19 protein-coding genes are annotated in these 21,866 nt (G+C 72.9%); 14 read left to right on the forward strand and 5 right to left on the reverse strand.

Annotated features, from left to right (window positions below; genetic code table 11):
* Positions 1 to 227 precede the first annotated feature (227 nt).
* Together ACIP84_RS31025 and ACIP84_RS31030 are read left to right on the forward strand one after the other, a co-directional pair.
* A complete protein-coding gene (locus tag ACIP84_RS31025; RefSeq protein WP_030325684.1) occupies positions 228 to 941 on the forward strand; it encodes a response regulator transcription factor in 714 nt (237 codons plus the stop codon).
* Between the two features lie 18 nt (positions 942 to 959).
* Complete coding sequence (locus ACIP84_RS31030) at positions 960 to 2,393, forward strand: ATP-binding protein (protein ID WP_401802309.1); 1,434 nt, start codon at positions 960 to 962, stop codon at positions 2,391 to 2,393.
* Between the two features lie 250 nt (positions 2,394 to 2,643).
* On the opposite strand, the gene ACIP84_RS31035 is transcribed toward ACIP84_RS31030, so the two are convergent.
* From ACIP84_RS31035 to ACIP84_RS31050, 4 genes are all read right to left on the reverse strand, one after another.
* The gene (locus tag ACIP84_RS31035; protein WP_401802312.1) at positions 2,644 to 3,642 is read right to left on the reverse strand and encodes a TAXI family TRAP transporter solute-binding subunit; all 999 of its coding nucleotides are present in this window, start codon (positions 3,640 to 3,642) and stop codon (positions 2,644 to 2,646) included.
* 224 nt (positions 3,643 to 3,866) lie between these two features.
* A complete protein-coding gene (locus tag ACIP84_RS31040; protein WP_401802314.1) occupies positions 3,867 to 5,057 on the reverse strand; it encodes an RCC1 domain-containing protein in 1,191 nt (396 codons plus the stop codon).
* Between the two features lie 14 nt (positions 5,058 to 5,071).
* Positions 5,072 to 6,241 carry an RCC1 domain-containing protein gene (locus ACIP84_RS31045; protein WP_401802317.1) on the reverse strand — a complete coding sequence of 390 codons (1,170 nt, stop codon included), beginning with the start codon at positions 6,239 to 6,241 and terminating at the stop codon, positions 5,072 to 5,074.
* Between the two features lie 16 nt (positions 6,242 to 6,257).
* Positions 6,258 to 7,484: an RCC1-like domain-containing protein gene (locus tag ACIP84_RS31050; RefSeq protein ID WP_401802319.1), complete on the reverse strand. Its 1,227-nt coding sequence runs from the start codon at positions 7,482 to 7,484 to the stop codon at positions 6,258 to 6,260.
* Positions 7,485 to 8,147: 663 nt separating this feature from the next.
* Between ACIP84_RS31050 and ACIP84_RS31055 the strand changes: the two genes are divergently transcribed.
* Genes ACIP84_RS31055 through ACIP84_RS31065 form a run of 3 tightly spaced genes read left to right on the forward strand, consistent with a single transcriptional unit; the run spans position 8,148 to position 11,038 of the window.
* On the forward strand, positions 8,148 to 8,630 hold the full coding sequence (locus ACIP84_RS31055; protein ID WP_401802321.1) for a hypothetical protein: 483 nt from the start codon (positions 8,148 to 8,150) through the stop codon (positions 8,628 to 8,630).
* Between the two features lie 44 nt (positions 8,631 to 8,674).
* Positions 8,675 to 9,637 carry a hypothetical protein gene (locus ACIP84_RS31060; protein WP_401802324.1) on the forward strand — a complete coding sequence of 321 codons (963 nt, stop codon included), beginning with the start codon at positions 8,675 to 8,677 and terminating at the stop codon, positions 9,635 to 9,637.
* A gap of 18 nt (positions 9,638 to 9,655) precedes the next feature.
* On the forward strand, positions 9,656 to 11,038 hold the full coding sequence (locus ACIP84_RS31065) for a hypothetical protein (RefSeq protein ID WP_401802327.1): 1,383 nt from the start codon (positions 9,656 to 9,658) through the stop codon (positions 11,036 to 11,038).
* Between the two features lie 45 nt (positions 11,039 to 11,083).
* On the opposite strand, the gene ACIP84_RS31070 is transcribed toward ACIP84_RS31065, so the two are convergent.
* Positions 11,084 to 12,802: a glutamate--tRNA ligase gene (locus ACIP84_RS31070; RefSeq protein ID WP_401802330.1), complete on the reverse strand. Its 1,719-nt coding sequence runs from the start codon at positions 12,800 to 12,802 to the stop codon at positions 11,084 to 11,086.
* 196 nt (positions 12,803 to 12,998) lie between these two features.
* Here ACIP84_RS31070 and ACIP84_RS31075 point away from each other — a divergent pair, with 196 nt between their 5' ends.
* The 9 genes from ACIP84_RS31075 to ACIP84_RS31115 all read left to right on the forward strand — a co-directional run bounded on the left by ACIP84_RS31075 (position 12,999) and on the right by ACIP84_RS31115 (position 21,857).
* A complete protein-coding gene (locus tag ACIP84_RS31075) occupies positions 12,999 to 14,360 on the forward strand; it encodes an MFS transporter (RefSeq protein WP_401802332.1) in 1,362 nt (453 codons plus the stop codon).
* Complete coding sequence (locus ACIP84_RS31080) at positions 14,357 to 15,274, forward strand: TIGR03619 family F420-dependent LLM class oxidoreductase (protein WP_355959657.1); 918 nt, start codon at positions 14,357 to 14,359, stop codon at positions 15,272 to 15,274. The genes ACIP84_RS31075 and ACIP84_RS31080 overlap by 4 nt, the downstream gene beginning before the upstream one ends.
* Positions 15,275 to 15,306: 32 nt before the next feature.
* Positions 15,307 to 16,368, forward strand: a complete 1,062-nt coding sequence (locus ACIP84_RS31085) for a LysR family transcriptional regulator (RefSeq protein ID WP_401802335.1) — start codon at positions 15,307 to 15,309, stop codon at positions 16,366 to 16,368.
* A 217-nt stretch (positions 16,369 to 16,585) separates the two neighbouring features.
* Positions 16,586 to 17,515, forward strand: coding sequence for a DMT family transporter (locus ACIP84_RS31090; protein ID WP_355959652.1), 930 nt, complete (start codon positions 16,586 to 16,588; stop codon positions 17,513 to 17,515).
* A gap of 105 nt (positions 17,516 to 17,620) precedes the next feature.
* Positions 17,621 to 18,235, forward strand: coding sequence for a LuxR C-terminal-related transcriptional regulator (locus ACIP84_RS31095; RefSeq protein WP_355959650.1), 615 nt, complete (start codon positions 17,621 to 17,623; stop codon positions 18,233 to 18,235).
* Positions 18,236 to 18,358: 123 nt separating this feature from the next.
* Entirely contained in the window at positions 18,359 to 18,778 is a 420-nt protein-coding gene (locus tag ACIP84_RS31100; protein ID WP_401802338.1) for a 4-oxalocrotonate tautomerase family protein, read from the forward strand.
* Positions 18,779 to 19,124: 346 nt separating this feature from the next.
* Entirely contained in the window at positions 19,125 to 19,802 is a 678-nt protein-coding gene (locus ACIP84_RS31105) for an arylmalonate decarboxylase (RefSeq protein ID WP_401802341.1), read from the forward strand.
* Entirely contained in the window at positions 19,799 to 21,088 is a 1,290-nt protein-coding gene (locus ACIP84_RS31110; protein WP_401802344.1) for an FAD-dependent oxidoreductase, read from the forward strand. The genes ACIP84_RS31105 and ACIP84_RS31110 overlap by 4 nt, the downstream gene beginning before the upstream one ends.
* Complete coding sequence (locus ACIP84_RS31115) at positions 21,057 to 21,857, forward strand: aspartate/glutamate racemase family protein (protein WP_055599433.1); 801 nt, start codon at positions 21,057 to 21,059, stop codon at positions 21,855 to 21,857. Before ACIP84_RS31110 ends, ACIP84_RS31115 begins: the two co-directional genes overlap by 32 nt.
* Positions 21,858 to 21,866 lie beyond the last annotated feature (9 nt).

Here is a 21,866-nt window from a genome sequence, read left to right on the forward strand (position 1 = left end):
GACGTCATGACCGTCATCACATCTGAGCGGAAATTGAGGATAACGATCCGGCCGCAACCGGACACAGTGTGTGAACGGGACACCCGGGGCCGTACCGGCTGCATAACGGAAACGCCGCCGTCACAGGGGGACACTTGACTGTGACACCGAACATCGGTGTTCATGCCTTGGTACCACCTGGTACACAGAGAGCCGATATCAGGACCGCGACCACGGAGGAGGTACGTATGCGACTGCTGCTCGTCGAGGACGACGACCATGTCGCCGCCGCCCTCTCCGCGATCCTCGCCAAGCACGGCTTCACGGTGACCCACGCCCGCAACGGCGAGGAGGCGCTCCAGGCCGTACTGCCCACGGCCCAGGGCGAGCGCCCCTCGTACGGGGTGATCCTGCTCGACCTCGGCCTGCCCGACCAGGACGGCTACCAGGTCTGCGGCCGCATCCGGAAGCTCACCACCACCCCGGTGATCATGGTGACCGCGCGCGGCGACGTACGCTCCCGGATCCACGGGCTCAACCTCGGCGCCGACGACTACGTCGTCAAGCCCTACGACCCCGGCGAGCTCCTCGCCCGGATCCACGCCGTCAGCCGCCGCAACGCCGGCGCGGAGGAGACGGCGGGCGGCGGCGCGGCCGCCGACGGAACCCAGCTGCGGCTCGGCTCCGTCACCATCGAGCTGCCCACCCGCCGGGTCAGCGTCGACGGCGAGAGCGTGCCCCTCACCCGCAAGGAGTTCGACCTCCTCGCCCTCCTCGCGCAGCGCCCCGGGGTCGTCTTCCGCCGCGAACAGATCATCAGCGAGGTCTGGCGCACCAGTTGGGAGGGGACCGGCCGCACCCTGGAGGTGCACGTCGCCTCCCTGCGCTCCAAGCTCCGGATGCCCGCCCTGATCGAGACCGTGCGGGGCGTCGGCTACCGCCTGGTCGCCCCCGCCGCGTAACCGCCGGACGGCCCCTTCGTGCGCACCCGCCTCCTTCCGCTGCTCATCGTGCTGATGGCCGGCGTCCTGCTCGCCCTCGGCTTTCCGCTCGCCGCCAGCCTCGCCGCCTCCGAGCAGCAGCGCGTCGTCGTCGACCGGCTCGACGACGCCGCGCGGTTCGCCGCGCTCGCCCAGTTCGTCAGCGAGACCAGCCCCGGCACCGACGAGCGGCGCACCACCCTCGGCGGCGAACTCGCCAGCTACCACGACGTGTACGACATCCGGGCCGGGATCTTCTACCGCGACAACCGGTCCATGGCCGCCGCCCCCGAGGACTGGGTCGTCCCCTACGACGGGGAGGGCCGCCGCGCCTTCAACGAGGCGCTCCTCGGCCGCCGCAGCCACGACCCGCCCCAGGTGTGGCCCTGGCAGGCCGACGCCCGGCTCATCATCGCCTCACCGGTCGTCAGCGACGGCGACGTCATCGCGGTCGTCGTCACCGACTCGCCCACCGGACAGCTCCGCATGCGCATCCTGCGCGGCTGGCTGCTGATCTTCGCGGGCGAGTCCCTGGCCATGCTGGTCGCCGTCGGCGCCGCCTTCCGGCTCACCGGCTGGGTCCTGCGGCCCGTCCGCGTCCTCGACTCCGTCACCCACGACATCGCCACCGGCCGGATGAACTCCCGGGTCGCCGCGACCGGCGGACCGCCCGAACTCCGGCGCCTCGCGCTCTCGTTCAACGAGATGGCCGACAACGTCGAGGAGGCGCTCGAACAGCAGCGGGCCTTCGTCGCCGACGCCTCCCACCAGCTGCGCAACCCGCTGGCCGCGCTGCTCCTGCGGATCGAGCTCCTCGCCATGGAGCTCCCCGAGGGCAACGAGGAGATCGCCTCCGTACGGACCGAGGGCAAGCGCCTCTCCCAGGTCCTCGACGACCTCCTCGACCTGGCGCTCGCCGAACACGCGGCGGCCGAGCTGCGGCTCACCGACGTGGGCGCGCTCACCGCCGAGCGGGTCGCGTCCTGGCGGCCGGTCGCCGACGACAAGGGCGTCGTGCTCACCGGGGAGTGCGGGGCGGTCACGGCCTGGGCGGACCCGGTGGCGCTCTCCAGCGCGCTGGACGCGGTGATCGACAACGCGCTGAAGTTCACCCCGGCCGGGGAGGAGGTCACCGTGACGGCCAGGGCACAGCCCGGCGGGGAGAGCGTCGCCGTCGTCGTGGCCGACCACGGGCCGGGCCTCACGGACGAGGAGCTGGGCCGGGTCGGCGACCGCTTCTGGCGCTCGGGCCGGCACCAGAACGTCAAGGGATCGGGCCTCGGCCTCTCGATCACCCGCGTCCTGCTCACGGCGGGCGGCGGCGGCATCGCGTTCGCGCCGAACGAGCCCCACGGGCTGCGCGTGACGGTCACGGTGCCGCGGAACCAGCCGGCGGCTCGGCAGGGGGAGCGCTGGACGCCGGAGGAGCGGTAGGGCCACGCGGTGGTACGGGGCGGCCGGCGCCGGCCTCTGGCAGCGCGCTTGGGGCCGGGGCCTCCGGGAGTGCGGCTGGGGCTGCGGGGCCCTCCGGGAGCGGCGGTGAGGCCGGGGCTCTCCGGGAGCGCGGCCGGGACGGGCTCCCTCCCGGAGCGCGGTCAAGGGTGGGCCCCCTCAGGGAGCGCGGCTTACGCTTGGCCCACTCAGGGAGCGCTGCCCGGGCCGGGCCGCGCCCCCTCTGGGAGGCTCAGGGTTTCACCGAGCGGTAGTAGCGGCGGGCCCCGTCGTGGAGGGTCAGCGGCTCGGTGTAGACGGCGGTCCGCAGGTCCACCAGCTGGGCCGGGTGGACCTGGCGGCCGATCCGGTCCCGGCTTCCGATCACCGTACGGGTGAAGCCCTCGACCAGGTCGTCGTCGGCCTCCTCGGTCGTGACCAGCAGGTTCGCCACCGCGAGGGTCTCTATGGGCCGGCCGTCCTGCGCCTTGGCGTACGCGTCGGCCGGGATCACCGCGGACCGGTAGTGGCGTGTCGAGCCGCCGACGTCGTGGAGCCGGTCGACCAGGGCCGTGTCGAGCGGCAGCAGCCGGACCTGGAACCGTTCGGACAGCGCCTGCACCGGCTGGGTGGGCAGACCACCCGACCAGAAGAAGGCGTCCAGCTCGCCCCGCTCCAGGAGCCCCGGCATCGTGTCGATGCCCGCCGGGACCGGCACGATGTCCCGGTCCGGGGTGAGGCCCGCCGCCGCGAGGACCCGGTCGGCGATGAGCCGTACGCCGGACCTGTTCTGGCCGACGCCGACGCGGAGGCCGCGCAGGTCCTGCACCTTCTGCAGCGAGGAGCCCTTGCGCACCACGATCTGCACGTAGTCGTCGTAGAGCCGGGCGCAGCCGCGCAGCCGCTCCCAGCCGGGCCGGCGCTCCCGCTGGTACTGGGCGACCGCGTCCGCCGTCGCGACGGTGAAGTCGGCCTCGCCGGTGGCCACCCGCTGCACGTTCTGCTGGGAGCCCTCGCTCTCCTTCAGCGTTAACGACACCTCGGGCAGGTCCTCCGAGAGGTCCTGCTTGAGGAGGTCCCCGTACCGCTGGTAGACGCCGGTGGAGACGCCCGTACTGAAGGTGACCGAGCCGCTCGGAACGGGGGAACCGAAGGGCATCAGCCACCACACCAGCACTCCGCACACCGCGAGCAGCGCGGCCGCGCCCGCCAGGACACGACGGCGGGCGGCACGGGAGAGGGAGGCGAACATGCACGCGATCCTGCCAGGCCGCGGGCGTGTCTGGCCAGGTTCGATCGGGTGAGGGGGCGCACGGCCGTGGCCGGGGTGGCGCCCCTCACGAGGCCGGGGCGGCGCCCGTCACGTGCCCGTGCGGCGCCCGTCACGTGTCCGGTGGCCGCGCGGGCCCGACGAGCGGGTCCGCGCGGGCCCGACGAGGGGTCCGCGCGGAGCTGCGGGTCGGTGGGCCGCCCGGTTCAGTAGGCGAACGCCGACTTGCCCGTCACGGTCGTGGCGACGTGCGTGATGCCACTCCCGGGCGGCAGCGCCGTCACCGTCGAGGTCCCGGTCGTCGCGGTCGTCGTGCTGTCGCCGAGCTGGGCCGCCGCGTTGGCACCCCAGCCGATCACCGATCCGTCGTCCAGCGCGGCCACGGTGAAGTCCGCGCCGCCCGCGATGCTCTGGACGCCCTTGAGCGTGTCCAGGACGACGGGGGTGGTGCGGTTGGCGTTCGTGCCGTCGCCGAGCTGCCGGTCGGTGTTCTTGCCCCAGCCGGCCAGGCTGCCGTCGTCGAGGACGGCGAAGCCGGACGCGGAGGTGGCGAAGACCCTGGCCACGGCGTCGAGGTAGGCGACGTCCACCGGCTTGTTGCTGTCGGCGGTGGAGTCGTTGCCGAGCTGGCCCTCGGCGCCCTTGCCCCAGGCCTTGACCACGCCGTCGGCGGTGAGCGCGAGGACGTGGTCGCAGCCCACGGCGACGGACTCGACGTCGACCAGGTCGGGGACCTTCTGCGGGGTCTCGCGGGTGGTGTTGTTGCCGGTGCCCAGGCGCCCGTTGTCGCCCTTGCCCCAGGTCCAGACCGTGCCGTCCTGGCGGAGCGCCACGCTGAAGTCGCAGCCCGCGCCGACGTCCTTGACCTTGTCCAGGCTCTGCACGGGGATCGGGGCCTTGTACGGGTTGGTGGTGTCCTGGCCGGTGCCGAGCTGCTTGGAGGCGTTGCCGCCCCAGGCGAGGACCCGGCCGCCCTTGACGGCGAGAGCGTGGTTGAGGCCCGCGGAGACCTCGCTCACACCGGACAGCCCGGCGACGGTCGCGGGGAAGGACTGGGCGACGAGGGTGCCGTTGCCGAGCTGGCCGGTGGCGTTGGAGCCCCAGCTCTTCACGGTGCCGTCCTTGAGGAGGGCGACGGCGAAGGGGTTGGCGGTGGTGCCGGTGCCGCCACCGCCTCCGGAGAGTTCGCGGACGTCGTCACGGGTGATGCCGGTGACCGCGGCGGGGGTCTGCTGGGCGAGGACGCTGCCGTTGCCCAGCTGGCCCTGGGCGTTCTCGCCCCAGGAGCGGACCCAGGGGTCGGTGCCGGCGGAGGCGTGGGTGGAGAGGAAGGGGACCGCGAGGGCGGTGGCCGCCGTGACGGCGGCGAGCAGGGTGATGCGCTTGCTGTGGTGCATGGGGACCTTTCGAGTCAGTAGGCGAAGCTCGACCTGCCGGAACTGGGCGCCGAGACGCGGGTCGCGCCGCTGCCCGCGGGCAGCGCGACGACCGGGGTGGGGGAGTCGGTGGTGGTGGCGTCGCCGAGCTGGCCGGCCGTGTTCTCGCCCCAGGCGAGGACGGAGCCGTCGGAGCGGACGGCGACGCTGTGCGCGTAGCCGCCGGCGATGTCGGTGACCTCGTCCAGACCGGGTACCGGGACCGGGGTGGTGCGGGAGACGGTGGAGCCGTCGCCGAGCTGGCCGCGGCCGTTCCATCCCCAGGCGCGGACCGAGCCGTCGTCGAGCACGGCGAAGCTGTGGTAGCCGCAGCCGATGACCCGGCCGGCGCCGCTGAGATGGTGTACCTTGACCGGCGAGGACCGGGCCTCCGTGCTGTCGTTGCCGAGCTGGCCGTTGACGTTGTAGCCCCAGGCGCGCACGGTGCCGTCGGCGAGCCGGGCGAGCGTGTGGTGGCAGCCTGTCGAGATCTCGACGACGTCCGTGAGGCCGGGGACCTGTTGCGGGGTGTTCCGGTCGGTGGTGTCCCCGAGGCCGAGCTGACCGTACTGGGCGCGGCCCCAGGTCCACACGGTGCCGTCCTGCCGGAGGGCGACGGCGTGGAAGCAGCCGGCTGCGACCTCCTTCACCTTGTTCAGGCTCTGGACCCGCACGGCTCGGGTGGCCGACGCGGTGCCGCCGTCGCCGAGCTGGCCGTAGGTGTTGTCGCCCCAGGCGAGAAGGCGTTCGCCGCGGACGGCGTAGGAGGACTGGAACCCGGTGGCGACCTCGGTGACTCCGGACAGCCCGCCCACGGCGGCGGGGAACGGCCGGCTCACGAGGGTGCCGTCGCCGAGCTGGCCCGCGAGGTTCCCGCCCCAGGACTGGACCGTGCCGTCGGTGAGGAGCGCGACGGCGTAGGAGCTGGTGCCGGCGCCTCCGCCGCTCGACAGCTCGCGCACGGAGGCACGGGCGAGCCCCTGGACGCTTCCCGGGGTCTGCTGCTCGGCTGTGGTGCCGTTGCCGAGCTGGCCGCCCAGGTTGGCGCCCCAGGCCCGTACCCAGGGGTCCCGGGGTTCGGCTGCGACGGCGGTTCCGGTACGGGGCAGGGTGAGCGCCGCGAGGGCGAGGAGCGTGGCGGCGCCGCGCACGTACGCGTACGTCATGGGAGCACGCCCCCGATCAGTACGCGTACGTCGTGTTGCCGCCCAGCGACACCGCCACCGCCTTGATCGCCGAGCCCTCGTTGAGGATCTTCACCGACTCGTAGCGGGCGACGGTCGTGCCGTTGCCGAGCTGGCCCTCGCCGTTGTGGCCCCAGGTGAAGACCTCGTCCGCCGTGACGGCGACGCCGTGCCGGGCGCCGGCCGCGAGGTGCTGGACGCCTTCGAGGCGCGGGATCTCGACGGGGGCGGTGCGGTTGGTGCGGGAGACGTTGGAGTCGAAGGCCTCGTCGGACTCCAGGAGCTGGCCGTACTGGTTGTTGCCCCAGCCCCAGACGTGGCTGTCGCTCGTCTTGACGTAGTTGTGGAAGGCGCCCGCCTCGATGTCGGAGACGCCCTCGATCCAGTCCACGTCGACGGGGAGCGTGGCGGACTTGGTGGAGGAGTTGCCGAGCTGGCCGTAGAGGTTGTAGCCCCAGGACTTGACCGTGTCGTCGGAGGTCAGCGCGAGGGCGTGGTGGCAGCCCGCGTCGATCTCGACGATGTTCTCCAGACCCTGAACCTGCCGGGGTACGGAGCTGGTGGCGCGGTTGCCGGTGCCGAGCTGGCCGTGGATGCCGCGGCCCCACGCGTACACCTTGCCGTTCTCCAGGAGCGCGAGGCTGAAGTCGCAGCCTGCCGAGATCTGCTTGACCTTGGGCATGCCCTGGACGCGGTCGGGGACCGTACGGCTGTCGCCGGTGCGGTTGTTGCCGAGCTGGCCGTAGGCGTTGTCGCCCCAGGAGTAGACCTGGCCGCTCGTGTCGAGGGCGAGGCCGTGCTTCCCGCCCGCGGCGACGTCCTTGATGTGGGTGAGGCGGGGGACGGTCGTGGGCACGGCCTGGTTGGTGTTTCCGCCGTTGCCGAGCTGGCCCGAGGAGTTGTGACCCCAGGACTTCACGGTCTTGTCGGTACGGGCGAGGGCGAACGAGTCGGCGGACGAGGTGCCGCCGGTCGACATCTGGTCGACGTCGCCCCGGAAGAGGCTGGTGACCGAGGACGGGCTGAGGCTGTCGGCGAGGGTGCCGTTGCCGAGCTGGCCGGTGCGGCCGGCGCCCCAGCTCAGCACGGTCGGGTTGCCTTCGTTGGCGTGCGCCGCGGGGGCGAGGGCCGGTACGGCGGTGAGGGCTGCCGCGGCGAGGGCGGCGGCGGCGAGGCGCCGGGCGCGCGGTGTCGTGCCCGAGGTACTGCGTCGTGAACGGGACATGGCTCTGCTCTCCTTCGACGGGGACATACGGGAGCGCGGCGCCCGGACGGTGCCGTCCGCCGGGAGGCGGAGGCGTACACGGGCCGGGCGCGGGTCATGCGAACACGTCGTGCCGGGCCCTTGGGCATGGGGTGCCCACTGGCCCTGTGCGGCGGCCGGGACGGGCCGTCGGGCACACCAGCAGACTGACCGAAAACGATCACCGAGGCGCGCTGGAACCGCTGAAACACCCGTTTGTCGGACCTCCGTTCGGGGCGCCGTTCCGGGGGCGCATTCACCCCCGCCGTGAACCGGGAGACAGGCGCGGGCGGCGCCGGGGGCGGGCCGCCGAACGGCGGCGGCCGGGCGAGTGAGAGGCCCCACCGGACACGCTCGCCCGCTCTCCCGCCCCCACCCCCGAATCCCTACGAACGGGTGGACCGGCGGGCCGGGGCACGGGCACGCCGGGGCTCCGGCTCCGGCCCCTCGGGGCGGCTCCGTGTGCGCTCCGCCGAAGTGGTGAGCGGCCCCCGGGGTGCGCGCCGCGCCGTGTGTCCTGCCGGGGTGCCGAGGCGTCGACGGTTAGCGTCTGGAAGCGCTCGGTGATCTTGAGGACAGTCCCCTGTCCGCCCCTGGCGTCCCCTTCCGAGCTCACCAAATCACCCCTGTCCCAAGGGAGTTCCCATGCCCGAATGGAAGACGTCGGCACGCCGTGTGCTGACCGCGGCCTTCCTCGCCGCCGCTCTCGCCCTGCCCCTGGCCCCCACTGCGTACGCCGAGGAGTGCAAGCCCGACGACCAGGCCTGCCTGGACAAGGAGGCCAACGCCAAGGAGGCCGAGGAGATCGAGGAGCAGCAGAAGAAGACCCAGGAGGCCGCCGGTCAGGCCGACAAGGACATCAAGGACGCCGGCAAGAAGCTGGACGAATGCCCGCCCGGCTCCAGCTCCTGCATGGAGAAGCTGGCAGGCAAGGGAGGCCGCGAGGAGGGCGGCTTCAAGGACATGAGCACGACCCTCTCCACCTACCGGCCGGAGCCCGCCGACAACGCGTCCCAGGCCGTCGAGTCCACCTGTGCGGCCTTCCCCGCCTCCCTGCCGCAGGGGGCGAGCGTCCCGGGGCAGTCCCCCTTCCCGGCCACGCAGCTCTGCTCCCTGCTCGGCTCCTGAGTCCCCCTCTCCGCTCCTCCCCCGTCCCGAAGGGTTTCCTCGTCATGCCTTCGCGCCGTCCCCGCGCCGTCCTGCCCGTGCTCGCCCTGAGTCTCGGCCTCGCCGCCCCCCTCGCCCTGCTCGCCCCGCCCGCCGCCGCCGTCACCCCCGAGGAGGGGCCAGGCGAGGCGCCCGTGGCCCGCGCCGTGACCGCGTCCGGCCGGCCCGCGAAGATCGCCGACGTCCTGGAGTACTGCGGGACCAAGCGCTCCGCCTGCACCTTCCGGATCGACCCCAAGCAGGCCCGCGAGTACGCCACCGCCGTCAAGTCCCTCGGCAACGCCGTCGTCAACTGCACCACGAGCGACATGGGAGTCGACCGGACCGTCACCCTGCGGACCAGCAGCACCGACAACATCGGCGGTGAGATCTCCGGGAAGATCACCGCCGAGGGCACGGTCTCCGCCTCCGGCGAGGTCACCACCAACCTCTCCAACGACATCACGAGCGAGAACAAGACCCCCAACCTCAAGGACGGTCCGACCTCGACGAACGGGACGAAGACCTCGGTCGCCGGCGGCGCCAAGGCGGCCGGCTCGATGAGCGCCAAACTCGCCTTCGAGGCCGCCTTCAAGGCGACGTACTCCAAGTCCTGGACCATCGACAACACCGAGACCACCGTCTACAAGTCCACCGTCAAGCCGTACGACATGCTCGTCTTCGGCGCGAGCGCGGCCATGCGGCGCGTGGTCGGCGACCTCGTCACGGACACGGGCAAGAAGATCCTCAACGTGAGCGTGGACAGCCCCTCCATGGTCAACACCAGCAGCTTCGTCGCCCAGACGTACGCCGTCCCCGACCGGCTCTGCGGCCGCAAGCGCCCCGCCGGTGACACCGCGCCCGACGGCGACAACAACCCTCCCGGCGGTCTGCGGAGCGCCCCCGCGCGGGAGGTGCCCGCCGCGCGGGCCGTGCCGCCCGGCGCCGACCCGAAGCGTGAAGTCGTCCTGTCGTCCCACGCCCACTGACGCGGAGGAGTCCCCGCCATGAACCGCCCCCTCTCGGCGCTCACCGTCCTCGGGGCCGCCGGGCTGCTGCTGCCCGCCGCCCCCCTCTCCCCGCTCGCCTCGGCCGCCGCCGCCGAGCAGTCCGTCCCCGTCCTCAACGGCGACTTCGCCGACCCGGTCCTGAAGGGCGACGGCCCCACGACCGTCGGCATCGACTTCTGGACCGGCTCCAACCAGCGCTACTCGCCGACCGCTTCGGGCCGCACCGACGCCTCCCACGGTGTCGCCCTCCAGAAGGACGGCAACACCCTGCAGCAGCGACTGCGCGGAGTCCGCGCGGGCGCCAGGGTCACCGTGAGGTACGAGGACAGCCCCGCCGTCTCCAAGGAGTGCACCGGGGAACAGGTCGTCGCGGGTCAGCCCTATGCCGTCGTCGCCTCCGGCGGCCCGGTGCAGGAGCTCACCACCGCGAGCGATCCCGACCGGGTGAAGGGAACCCCGGGCAAGGGGCGTTGGACCGGTCGCGCCTACGTCTTCACCGCGAGCGAGAACGAGCCGCTGCTCACCTTCACCTCACGCGTCACCGACTCCCGCACCCACGTGACCTGTTCGCCGATGATCGCCCGCATCCGCGCGGTCGAGGTGCCGCCGGACGTCGACAAGACCGTGAGCAAGACCGCGCTCGGGACCTCGGAGGCGTACAAGGGCAACGACCGCGAGAGCACCCTCCACAACGCCGCCGCCGCCTGCAACGGCGAGAACGCCTGCGCCTTCCGGCCCGACACCCGCACTTCCTTCCGCTACTACGACCGGGCACGGGTGGTCGGCGAGGCCTTCGTCAACTGCACCCGCAACGCGCTGGAGCACTCCCGGCTCCTCTCGTACTCCGAGCGTGCGCACGACAGCATCTCCCAGACCTACGCCGACGCGGGCCTCGCGCTCAACGAGGTGGCCAGGCTGCCCACGTCGGGAGACCGGACGGAGGACGAGAAGCGGCTCAAGGAGCGGCCCACGGCCGCCCAGTTCGCCCTCGCCTACGAGAAGGTCTGGCAGCGGCCCTGGCAGTGGTTCAGCAGCGACCAGCGCACGGTCGTGGAGAAGATCCAGCCCGGCGAGGTGAGCTGGGTCGAGCTGCAGCCGAGCCGCGAGCGGGTCGAGGGCTGGTTCGTCAGCAAGAAGGACGACTACCGGCTGCACGCCGTCGTCGACGGGCCCTCGCGGGCCGTGCCCGACCGGCTGCTCCAGCGCACCGGACCCATGTCCGAGGCGGAGAAGCAGCGCTGTGCGGCCGCCCGGCCCATGACCACCACCCCGGTCGGCGCGGACGCGCCCGCGAGCTCCAGCGACAAGGGCCTCCTCAAGAGCCCGGCGTCGAGAGCCGCGGGCGTCCGGGCCGGGTTCCGGAGCGTGCCGCTGAACTGATCCCGGCCGGTACGCACGACCGGACCGACGCGGGCGTGCGCCGCCTCACCCCGCCACGGCGGTGAGGCGGCGCAGCACCTCGTCCCGGCCCAGCGCGCGGGCCACCGCGAACAGGTCGGGGCTGCGGGTGGCGCCCGTGAGCGCGACCCGGACCACGTTCGCGACTGCCCTCGGCGGGCCCGCCCAGCGCTCCGGGTCCCGGCGCCAGGAGGCCGTGTCGGGGGCGTGACCGTGCCGCTCCGCCAGCGCGCGGAGCGCGCCGTACCACTCGGCGCTGGAAGCGGTGCCGGAAGCGGTGCCGGAAGCGGTGCCGGAAGCGGCGTCTAAGCCGACGGCCGGATCGGCGGTGAGCTCGTCGGCGAACGTGGCCGCGAACTCGCCCGCGATCCGACGCACGAGATCCGGTTCCAGGCCGCCGTAGCGGTCGTCGTCGGCCGCCGGAGGCGAGCCGAAGAGCTCCGCGAAGAAGAAGCCGTAGCGATCGCGGAAGCAGGACCAGCGGTCCAGGTCCTTCCGGGCGGGCGCGCCCTCCGGCCGGCCCGCCGCCACCGCCGCGAGGGCGAGCCCCCGCTGCCGGGCGAGGACGGACCCGAGCTCCGGGTCGTACTCCTCCGCCCAGGCGAGGAGCTGGCCGTACAGCTCTTCCGGGCTGAGCGATGCGATGAACTCCCGGCTCAGGGAGTGCAGTTTGGGCAGATCGAGAAGCGGCCCCGACGGGCGCATTCCGTCGAGCCGGACGGGCGCGGCGAGCGCCTCGGCCGTGGGGACGTCCATGAGCCGGATGTTGGCGAGACCGCGCAGATAGTGCTGGACGGCGGCCGGCGGATATCCGGCGGCCAGGTAGTAGTCCACCGATGCCTCGGGGTCCTTGCGCTTGCTGAGCTTGCGCCGCGAGGGCCCCTCGGCCTTCATCAGCGGCGCCAGATGCGCGTACGCGGGCGGGTCGAAGCCGAGCGCCGCGTGGAGCTGCAGATGGACCGGCGTCGAGGACAGCCACTCCTCGCCGCGCACCACCAGCGACACCCGCATCAGGTGGTCGTCGACGACATGCGCGAAGTGGTAGGTAGGCAGCGGGAGTTCCTCCTGCGAGGACTTGAGCAGCACGATGTCGTTGCCGTTGTCCTGCATGGTGACGGCGGCGCGGATCCGGTCCGTGAACCGGACCCGGCCGGGGAACTCGTACGGGCAGCGGAACCGCACGACGTACGGTTCGCCGGACGCGATCCGACGGGCCGCCTCCTCCGGTGCCAGCGTCCGGCAGGGCGCCCACCGGCCGTAGTAGCCGATCGGCGAGCGGCCCGCGCGCTGCTCCTCCGCACTGCGGGCCAGCCGCTCCTTGTCGCAGAAGCAGGGGTACGCACGGTCCTGCCGCAGCAGTTCGCGCACATGGCTGAGGTAGACGTCCCGGCGCTCCGACTGGAGGTACGGGCCCCACTCCCCGGCACCGGTCACCCCGCCCTCGTCGGGGGCGAGCCCGAAGGCCGCGAGCAGCCGGGAGAACTCCTCCGCGGCACCGGCCACTTCGCGCGACCGGTCGGTGTCCTCGACGCGCAGCACGTGCACACCACCCGACTGGTGGGCCAGGGCGCGCGCCACGGCCGCCGTGTAGAGGCCGCCGATGTGCAGATGTCCGGTGGGGCTCGGGGCGAAACGCGTCACCTCGGCGCCCTCCGGCAGGGTGCGCGGCCGGAACCGGCGTTCCCAGTCGGCCGGTTCCGGGAGATCGGGCGGGAACATCGCGTTGATGACGGACAGGTCGAGCACGGTGGACTCCCTCCTGGGGTTCCTCGATCGATCCACCGTAGGCCGGTGACCGGCCGATTCGAGACGAGCGAGGGCGCGAGGCTGCGGGACTCCGAACCCTCTTCGGCGCTGCGGGCCCCGAGCGGCGCGCACGGTCAGTAGCGTCCTGAGGGCCGATCCGTACGACACGGGCGGACACGGAACAGAAAGGGGTGTGATGGGCGGCACGCGCGCGGTGGCCCTGCTCGCGCTCGGCTCCTTCGCCATGGGGACCGACGCCTACGCGATGGCGGGACTGCTTCCGGACATCGGCGCCGACCTGCGGGTCTCCGTCTCCCTCGCCGGGCAGTCCGTCACCGCCTTCACCCTCTGCTACGCCCTGGCCGCGCCGCTGTTCTCGGCCGTCCTCGCCCGCTGGGGGACCCGTACGGTCCTGGTGACCGCGCTCGTGGTCTTCGTCGTCGCCAACACCGGGACGGCACTGACCGGTTCGTACACCGGACTCCTCGGCACCCGGGCCCTGGCCGGTGCCGGAGCGGGCCTCTTCACCCCGGCGGCGGCCACCGCGGCCGTCGCGCTCGTACCGCCCGAGCGGCGCGGCCGGGCCCTCGGCCTGGTGCTCGGCGGAATGAGCGCGGGGACGGTCCTCGGCGTGCCGCTGGGACTGCTCGTGGCCGCCGAATCGGGCTGGCGTACCGCCCTGTGGCTGATCACCGGCCTCGGCGTGGTGGCCCTGGCCGGCGTGGGCACCGCCCTTCCGCCGGTACGCGGGGCCGCGGCGCCCTCGCTGCGGGCCCGGTTCGGCGCCCTGACCCGGCCCCGGGTCGCCGTGGTCGTCGCCGTCACCTTCACCCAGACCGTCGCCAGCCTCGGGCTCTACACCTATCTGGAACCGGTCCTTCACCGGGTCGCCGACGTCGGCAGCGCCGTGCCGTACCTCTGGGTCTGGGGCATCGGCGGGGTCTGCGGCAGCCTCCTCGCCGGAACCCTCGTCGACCGGACGGGGCGGCCCGCCCTGCTCGCGGTCGCCCTGCTCGGCACCCTCGGCGCCGCCCTGACGCTGCTGCCGTGGGCCGGAGCCGTACCCGGCCTCGTCCTGCTGCCCCTGATCCTGTGGGGCGCGGTCGGCTGGGCCTTCGTCGTACCCCAGCAGCATCGGCTGCTCGCCCGGGAGGGCGAGGGAGGAGCCGCCGCCGTCGGCCTCAACAGCTCCGCCACCTATCTGGGCGGCGCCGTCGGCTCCGCGCTCGGCGGCCTCGCCCTCGCCCACGGGCTCGACGCCCGCTGGCTTCCGCTCCCCGCCGCCGGGGTCGCGCTCGCGGGAGTCCTCTTCCACCTCATCGCGGTGCGCGCGCTCGCCGGGCGCGAGGCCGTGGCCGGACCCCGAGACACCGGAACGGAACCACGTGACACCGGCACCGACCGGCGTGACGCAGGGACGGAACCACGTGACACCGGCACCGCCCCGCGTGACGCAGGGACCGAGCCGTGTGATGCCGCGACCGACCATCGTGACAAAGACGGGACCGGAGCCGCGGGCGCGACCGCGGCCGGGGCCCTGGAAAGGAACACGCCATGAAGTTCGGCGTCAATCTGCCCAACTACGGCCCCGAGGCCACCCCCGACGCCCTCGCCGACTGGGCGCTGCGGGTCGAGTCGATGGGCTACCACTACGCGATGGTCTCCGACCACGTCGCGCTCACCCCGGACGTGCAGCACCTCTTCCCCGCCCCGTTCTACGACCCCTTCGCGACCCTCGCCTGGCTCGCGGGCGTCACCAGGACCGTCGGGCTCGGGACGACGGTGACGATCCTCCCGTACCGGCATCCCGTGCACACCGCCCGCGTCGCCGCCAACATCGACCGGTTCAGCAACGGCCGGCTCGTCTTCGGTGCCGCCGCCGGCTGGGCCGCCCGGGAGTTCGCCGTCCTCGACGTCCCGTACCGCAAGCGCGGGGCGATCAGCGACGAGTACCTCGCCGCGATCAAGGCCTGCTGGGCGACCGAGGTGGCCTCCTTCGACGGCGCCCACGTCTCCTTCCGCGAGGTGCACACCGGCCCGCTGCCGGTGCAACGGCCCGGCCCGCCCGTCTGGGTCGGCGGCCACAGCTACGGCGCGCTCCGCAGGGCCGTCCGGCTCGGCGACGCCTGGCACCCCACCTCCGTCTCCGGCGACTGGCTCCTCGGCGTCGGGCTGCCCGCGCTCCGCCAGGTCGCCGAGGAACACGAGCGGCCCGTCCCCGACCTCTGCCCCCGGATCAAACTGCGCGTCACCTCCCGGCCGCTCGGCCCCGGGCGGCTGCTCGGCGAGGGCACCCAGGCGCAGATCGCCGACGACCTCGGACTCCTCCAGGACCTGGGCGCGCGGGCCGTCGTCCTCGACCCCACCTATCCGGGCGACCGGCGCGAGGCCGGGCGCACCGCCCGTGACCTCGACGTCCTGGAGACACTGGTCAAGGAGATCATCGACGTGGACGCCGGCTGCGTACGATGATCGAACGGCGGCAGCGGGAGGGGGCGCGCGACATGACCGATCCGGACCTGCGGAAGCTGCGTGTGCTGAGGGAGCTCAGCGAGCGCGGCACCGTCAGCGCGGCCGCCCAGGCCCTCCACCTCACTCCCCAGGCCGTCTCGCAGCAGATCAGCGCCCTGGGGCGGGAGTTGGGCGTCCCGCTCACCGAGCCCTCCGGCCGCCGGCTGCGGCTCACCGGGGCCGCGCGGATCGTGCTCCGGCACGCCGAGGCCGTCTTCACCCAGGTCGAGCAGATGCGCGCGGAACTCGCCGCCCACCAGAGCGGCGAGCGGGGAGAGGTGGCCGTCGCCGGGTTCTCCACCACCCTCTCGGCGCTCATCCTGCCCGCCGTGGCCCGGCTGAGGGAGACCCGGCCGCTGCTGCGGACCTCGCTGGCCGAGGTCGATCCGCCGGAGAGCTTCTCCCTGCTCCAGCGCGGGGAGGCGGACGTCGTCATCTCCGCGGACACGACACGGCCGTCGGTGGACTCGGGGAGCTCGGGGGGCTCGGAGCGTCCCGGGGGTGAGGAGGGACGTCTCGAAGGACCGCGTGACGGCGGCCTGTCCGGCGGTCCTTCCGGAGGCCGCTCCGACAGCCGCTCCGAAGGGCGATCCGAGAGCCGCTCCGAGGGCCGCTTCGACGGGCGGTTCCACCGGGTCGTGCTCTGCGACGACCCCTTCGACATCGCTCTCCCCGCCGGTCACCGGCTCCTCGACAGCGAACGGCTGCTCCTCGCCGACCTCGCCGACGAGACCTGGATCTTCGCCACGACCGGCCTCTGTCACGACATCGGCGTCGCCGCGTGTACGGCGGCCGGGTTCACCCCGCAGGCCTCCCACGCCATCGGCGACTGGGACGCCACGCTCGCGGCGGTGCGACTCGGCCTCGGGGTCGCGCTCGTGCCGCGCCTCGCCAAGCCGGTCCCGCGACCCGAGGTGACGATCCGCCCGTTCAGCGAGCGGGCGCCCTCGCGCACGGTCTTCGCGGCCGTACGCGAGGGCAGCCAGACGTCCCCCGAGATCGCCGCCGTCCTCGACGCGCTGCGGACCGCGGCCAGGGCGGCCGTCGCCGGCTGAGCGCGCACCCCGGGCGACAGCCCGTGGGTTGCCGCTGACCTGCGGGAACGCGATTCGCCACGGCTCGTGGACGGTACCGTCCAGCAGACGTTGCTGGACCCGTCCGACCGCCGGTGCGAGGCTCGGTCCCGTACCGCGGAGAGCTCCGCGCGTCCTCTCACCTTTCCTTTCCAACTCCTTGCCGAGCCTCGTCTGCCATCGGAGAGCGGGAACACCCATGTCCAAAGCCACCTACACGCGGCTGGCCGCGCTGAGCCTCATCTGGGGCTCCGTCTTCCTGTGGATCAAGATCGCCGGGTACGGCTTCTCACCCGTGCAGATGGTGCTGATCCGGCTCGCCCTCGGGGCCGTCGTCATCCTCGCCATCGGTTACGCCAAGGGGCTGCGGCTCCCCAAGGAGGCCGCCACCTGGGGCCATCTGACCGTCGCCGCGCTGCTCGGCAACGCCATCCCCTGGACCCTCTACGCCGAGGGGGAGATCGACGGATCGAGCAGCGTCGCCGCGGTCGTCAACGGCAGCGCGCCGATCTGGACCCTGGCCGCCGCCCTGCTGCTCGGCCAGGAGAAGCGGGTCTCCGGCTTCAAGGCCGGCGGCGTGCTGCTCGGCCTCGGCGGCACCGCGCTCATCGCGTCACCGTGGAACTCGACCTCGGCCGGCACCGGGTGGAGCATCCTCTGCTTCGTCCTCGGCTCCATCAGCTTCGGCGCCAGCTTCGCCTACATGGGCAAGTACCTGGTGGGCAAGGGCATTCCGCCCCTGATGCTCGCGGGCGGACAGCTCAGCGCGGCCACCGTCCTCCTCCTGGTCGCCTTCCCCTTCCTGGGTCTCCAGACCATCACCTGGCGCACCGACTCGGTGATCTCCGTCCTCATCCTCGGCGTGGTCTGCACCGGCTTCGCCGCGCTGCTCAACTTCGAGCTGATCATCAAGGACGGGCCCACCGTGGCCTCCACGGTCACCTATCTGATGACCGCCGTGGCCGTCGTCCTGGGCGCCGTGGTCCTCGACGAGCCCCTCGGCTGGACCGTGTGGCTCGGTGCGGTCGCGGTGCTCGCGGCCACGGGTCTGCTCCGGCGCAAGCCGCGTCCGGCGCCCGAACCGGCGCCCGAGGCCGCCCCCGTACCGTCGACAGCGGCGGCCGATTAGCCGCCCCATTCCCTCAGGAAATGCCGGGCCGCCGCCCGCAACATTGTGTTCATTCATGGGGCGGGTGATGGGTGGTAGCGTCACGAGTGGAAACACCCGGCCTTTATGGGGGAGTCGCACGTGGCTTTTGTGGTCGAACTCGTTTTCCGTGGCAATGAGACGGACCGGTTGAGTTTCGGAGAGGCTCACCGGACCTATTGGAAAAGGATGGCCGCGCGCGGCATCCTGCTCGGCGGTGGGCCCTGGCGGGACGGTACCGGGGAACTCCTGGTCTGTGAGGCCAGGGACCGCGGCACCCTCTTACGGGTCCTGTACGCCGATCCCTACGCCCAGGCGCAGGTCATCGGAGAGTTACGGGTCCGTGAATGGAACGCGGTCATGGGGCACGTGGTGCTCGCCGGTCTGGAGCGTTCCACCGGTGGCGCCGGGACCCATGAGCGAATACGCGGGGGCGTCGCTGCGCCCGTCCCGCCGGCCGTCCGTGCGGTGCCCGCCGTACGCGAGGAGGTCGCCGTCCGTGAGGAACTGACCGCCCACGAGCGGCGCATCGCCACCATGATGCTCGACGGCCTGACCAACAAACAGATCGCCGAGTCGTTCACGGTCTCCACCCGGGCCGTGGAGCTGCACATCACGCGCATCTACCGCAAGCTCGACATCCGCCGGCGCGCCCAACTGGCCGCCGCCATCGACCGGTTCGAGGCGGCGCTGGCCTGCTGAACCTTCCGCTGCCCGCGCCCCGCGCTCGCCGCCCGTGCCTCGGGCCCGCGCCCGATCCCGGGTCCCTTCCGGGCACCCGTTCCTGTACCCGTACCCGTACGTATCCACTTGGGGGAGTTCGCCATGCCGCTTGTCGAGATAACCGTTCCCGAGGGCACCCTCTCCGAGGCCGCCGCGGAGGTCCTGCAGCAGCAGGTCGCCGACTCCGTGCTGACGGCCATGGAGCTGCCTCGCACCGACTTCTTCGCCGCCGCCACCTGGGTCTACGTCCGTGAGGCCGCCAAGGGGTTCGCGGCCACGGGGGCCGGCACCGCCCCGGGCATCCTCGTCGTGGTCACGCCCCTCGAGGGCTTCCTGACCCCCGAGCGCAACGAAGCGCTCTCGGCCGAGGTCACCCGGCACGTCCAGGAGGCGACCACGCCCGACACCGTCGTCTGGCTCGTGGTGAACGAGATCCCGGAGGGGAACTGGGCCGTGAACGGCGGACTGACCCGAAGGGCGAAGATCGACGAATTCGTCGCCGAGGCCGCCAGGGCCCGCTGAATTCCGTTTTCGTTTCCTCTTTCGGACGCCTCGGCGCCGCACCGTATTCACGGTGCGGCGCCGTTGTTCTGCCGGGGGTGTCGAATCCGGCCACGGGTGCGGAATCCCGTATCGATGTGCGGTCCGTTCCGCTCGTACGGTGATGTCAATGGCACCGACGGATGGGAGTGACTCGTTCATGGCTCTGCATTCGGCGCCGCGACTCGGTGTGGTGGTTCCTTCGGGAAACGCCGCAGCCGAACCCGAGATCGGCAGCCTCGTCAGCCCCGCATTCAATGTCCACACCTCACGCTTCCCTGTCCTTCCCGGAAAAGACCTCCGTGGCCGGCTCGAGAAGTACAACGACGTGCTCCCCGACGTGCTGGGGAATTTCGGTGGCCTGCGTCTCGACGCGGCCGTCGTCTCCTGCACCGGCTCGCACTACCTCCTCACGCCGGACGGCGACCGGGCCCTCTGCGCGGAGCTCTCCGAGCGCGTGGGAGCCCCCGTACGGTCGGCGGCGCTCGCCATCCTCGACACGGCGCGGGCGGTGGGCGCCGAACGGCTGGTCCTGATCTCGCCGTACGAGCCCTGGCTCACCGAACTGTCCCACGCCTACTGGCAGTCGGCCGGACTGGCCGTCGACCGGGTGGTCAAGATCCGGGCCGGCGCCCGCTTCTCCCCGTACGACGTGACCACCGAGGAGCTGGTCGCACAGGTGCGTGAGGCCGAACTGCCGCCGGACGCGGCGCTGTTGTTCACCGGTACCGGCATGTTCACCTTCGACGCGCTCGCCGAGCTCGGCCGGGACAGCGGGCACACCCTGCTCACCTCCAATCTTGCGAGCGCCTGGTGGGCCCGGGACACCCTCGGCCTGCCGGCCGAAGGCCCGGACGCGCACCCGCTGCTGCGCCGGCTCGCCGAGCGGACCGGCGCGAGGTCCGCCTTACCGGACACCGGTCACGCGGCCGTCCCGGGTGGCGCTGCCGTCCCGGATGGCGCGGCCGCCGAGCCCGGTCGTGACGCCGCCGTGGCCGTGTCGTGAGCGGCGACACCGCCTCCCACGGGCCGGTCGCCGTCGTCGGCGCCGGGCCCGTAGGTCTGACCGCCGCGCTCGTCCTCGCCCGGACCGGCGTCCGCGTCACGCTCCTGGAGTCCCGGGAGACGCTGGCCACCGAGTCCCGCGCGTCCACCTTCCACCCCTCCACCCTCGACCTCCTCGACGAGCTCGGCGTCGCCGCCGCGCTGCGCCGCCAGGGCCGTACCGTCGACCGCGTCCAGTGGCGCGACCTGGACGGCGTCGTCCATGCCGAGCTGGACTACTCCGTGCTCGCCGGGCACACCGGTCACCCGTACCGGCTGCACGTCGAACAGGCCCGGCTCACCCCGCTGCTGCTCGCCGAGCTGACGGCCACCGGTCTCGCCGACATCCGGTTCGGGACCACCGTCACCGGGGCCGAGCACGTCGGCGGCGGGGACGTCGGCGGCAGGTCAGGCGGAGGAACCGGCGGCGGAGTGCTGCTGCGCACCAAGGACGCGGCGGGGCGGGTCACCGTCACCCGTCACCCGTACGTCCTGGCGGCCGACGGCAGCCGCAGCCTGCTCCGCGAGCTCGCCGGGCTCCCCGGAACCGCCGAGGAGTACCCGGACTACGCGCTCCGCGTGGTCACCGGGACGCCGCTGGACGAACTGGTCCCCGGGCTCGCCCCGCTGTCCTACGTCCGCGACACCCGGGCCTCGTTCAGCGCCCTGGGCATGCCCGACCACTGGCGCCTGATCTTCCGGATCCCGCGCGGGACGGACCGCGACGCCGTCCTCTCGCCCGAAGCCGTACGCGCCAGGGTCGAGCACGCCCTGCCGGGCGCCGCGGGGAAGGCCGTCCGGATCGCCGACGCCCACACCTACCGGCTCGCGCGGTTCCTGCTGCCCCGCTACCGGGCCGGCCGGGTGCTGTTCGCCGGGGACGCGGCCCATCTGACGTCCACCGCCGGCGGCCTGAACATGAACTGCGGGATCCACGACGCCGTGGAGACGGGCCGGGCCCTCGCCTCCGTCCTGCGGGGCGACGCCCCCGGCGAGGCGGCGCTCGACGCGGCCCTCGATCGGCGCCGGTCGGTCGTCGAGACCGCGGTCATCCCGCGCAGCGAGGCCCGTACGGCCGGACTGGACAGCGCGGCCGAACTCCCGGCCCGGCTCGCCTCGTTGAGGCGCACCGCCGCCGACCCCGGCTCGGCCGTGGACTACCTGCTCAAAGCATCACTTCTCGACGTCGCACCACGACCACTGAAAGGTGACGCACATGCGGATCTGGTTTCACAAGCACACCGTTGAGGGACGTCTGCCGCTGCTCGACCAGTGGTACCGCGAGCACCTCGACGCGATCGCCGCACCCGGCACCACCATCGACATCAAGACCCTGCCGGCCGACACCTACCCCGACGCCACACCGTTCGGGCTGGTCGGCCACCACTCCGCCCAGGTGCTCTTCAGCCGGCACTTCTCCGAGTCCGCGCTCGTCGCGGAACGGGAGGGCTACGACGCCTGGGTGATCGCCGCCGGCCAGGACCCCGGCCTGCGCGACGCACGCCACCTCGCCTCCATCCCGACCCTCGGCTACGGCGAGACGGCCTTCTTCCTCTCGGCGCTCACCGGGCAGCGCTTCGGCGTCCTCGGCTTCATGCCGCCCCTGGAGGAGCCCATCCGGGCCAACATCCGCCAGTACCGCCTGGAGTCCTCGCTCAGCTCGTACGAGGTCGTCCCCGGCGGCTGGGACTCCGTACACCGCTCCCTGGAAGGGGACTTCGACCAGTTCGTCGAGGTGTACTCGGCGGCCGCCGAACGTGCCGCGCGGGCCGGTGCCGAGGTCATCATCCCCGCCGAGGGCATCCCCAACGAGATCCTCTGGCACCTCGGCATCCACGAACTGCACGGCCTGCCCGTCGTCGACCCGGCAGGACTCGCCGTCAAGCTCGCCGAAACCCTCGTCCAGCTCGGCGAGTTGAAGCTCTTCCAGCGCAGTGGGCACGGCTACTGGTTCAGCCGCCCGGACGAGCCCGTCGCCAAGCACCTGGAGCAGGTGTTCCTCGGCGAGGCCCTCTAGGAGATGCCG

Source organism: Streptomyces sp. NPDC088707 (genome assembly GCF_044752725.1).
Classification (GTDB): domain Bacteria; phylum Actinomycetota; class Actinomycetes; order Streptomycetales; family Streptomycetaceae; genus Streptomyces.

Excerpts from the sequence above, each read along its gene's own strand:
- ACIP84_RS31100 (WP_401802338.1), top strand. The coding sequence starts at position 18,359 with ATGCCGCTTGTCGAGATAACCGTTCCCGAGGGCACCCTCTCCGAGGCC.
- ACIP84_RS31060 (WP_401802324.1), top strand. The coding sequence starts at position 8,675 with ATGCCTTCGCGCCGTCCCCGCGCCGTCCTGCCCGTGCTCGCCCTGAGT.
- ACIP84_RS31050 (WP_401802319.1), bottom strand. The coding sequence starts at position 7,484 with ATGTCCCGTTCACGACGCAGTACCTCGGGCACGACACCGCGCGCCCGG.
- ACIP84_RS31040 (WP_401802314.1), bottom strand. The coding sequence starts at position 5,057 with ATGCACCACAGCAAGCGCATCACCCTGCTCGCCGCCGTCACGGCGGCC.
- ACIP84_RS31090 (WP_355959652.1), top strand. The coding sequence starts at position 16,586 with ATGTCCAAAGCCACCTACACGCGGCTGGCCGCGCTGAGCCTCATCTGG.
- ACIP84_RS31085 (WP_401802335.1), top strand. The coding sequence starts at position 15,307 with ATGACCGATCCGGACCTGCGGAAGCTGCGTGTGCTGAGGGAGCTCAGC.
- ACIP84_RS31055 (WP_401802321.1), top strand. The coding sequence starts at position 8,148 with ATGCCCGAATGGAAGACGTCGGCACGCCGTGTGCTGACCGCGGCCTTC.
- ACIP84_RS31025 (WP_030325684.1), top strand. The coding sequence starts at position 228 with ATGCGACTGCTGCTCGTCGAGGACGACGACCATGTCGCCGCCGCCCTC.
- ACIP84_RS31095 (WP_355959650.1), top strand. The coding sequence starts at position 17,621 with ATGGGGGAGTCGCACGTGGCTTTTGTGGTCGAACTCGTTTTCCGTGGC.
- ACIP84_RS31035 (WP_401802312.1), bottom strand. The coding sequence starts at position 3,642 with ATGTTCGCCTCCCTCTCCCGTGCCGCCCGCCGTCGTGTCCTGGCGGGC.
- ACIP84_RS31075 (WP_401802332.1), top strand. The coding sequence starts at position 12,999 with ATGGGCGGCACGCGCGCGGTGGCCCTGCTCGCGCTCGGCTCCTTCGCC.
- ACIP84_RS31115 (WP_055599433.1), top strand. The coding sequence starts at position 21,057 with ATGCGGATCTGGTTTCACAAGCACACCGTTGAGGGACGTCTGCCGCTG.
- ACIP84_RS31045 (WP_401802317.1), bottom strand. The coding sequence starts at position 6,241 with ATGACGTACGCGTACGTGCGCGGCGCCGCCACGCTCCTCGCCCTCGCG.
- ACIP84_RS31065 (WP_401802327.1), top strand. The coding sequence starts at position 9,656 with ATGAACCGCCCCCTCTCGGCGCTCACCGTCCTCGGGGCCGCCGGGCTG.
- ACIP84_RS31080 (WP_355959657.1), top strand. The coding sequence starts at position 14,357 with ATGAAGTTCGGCGTCAATCTGCCCAACTACGGCCCCGAGGCCACCCCC.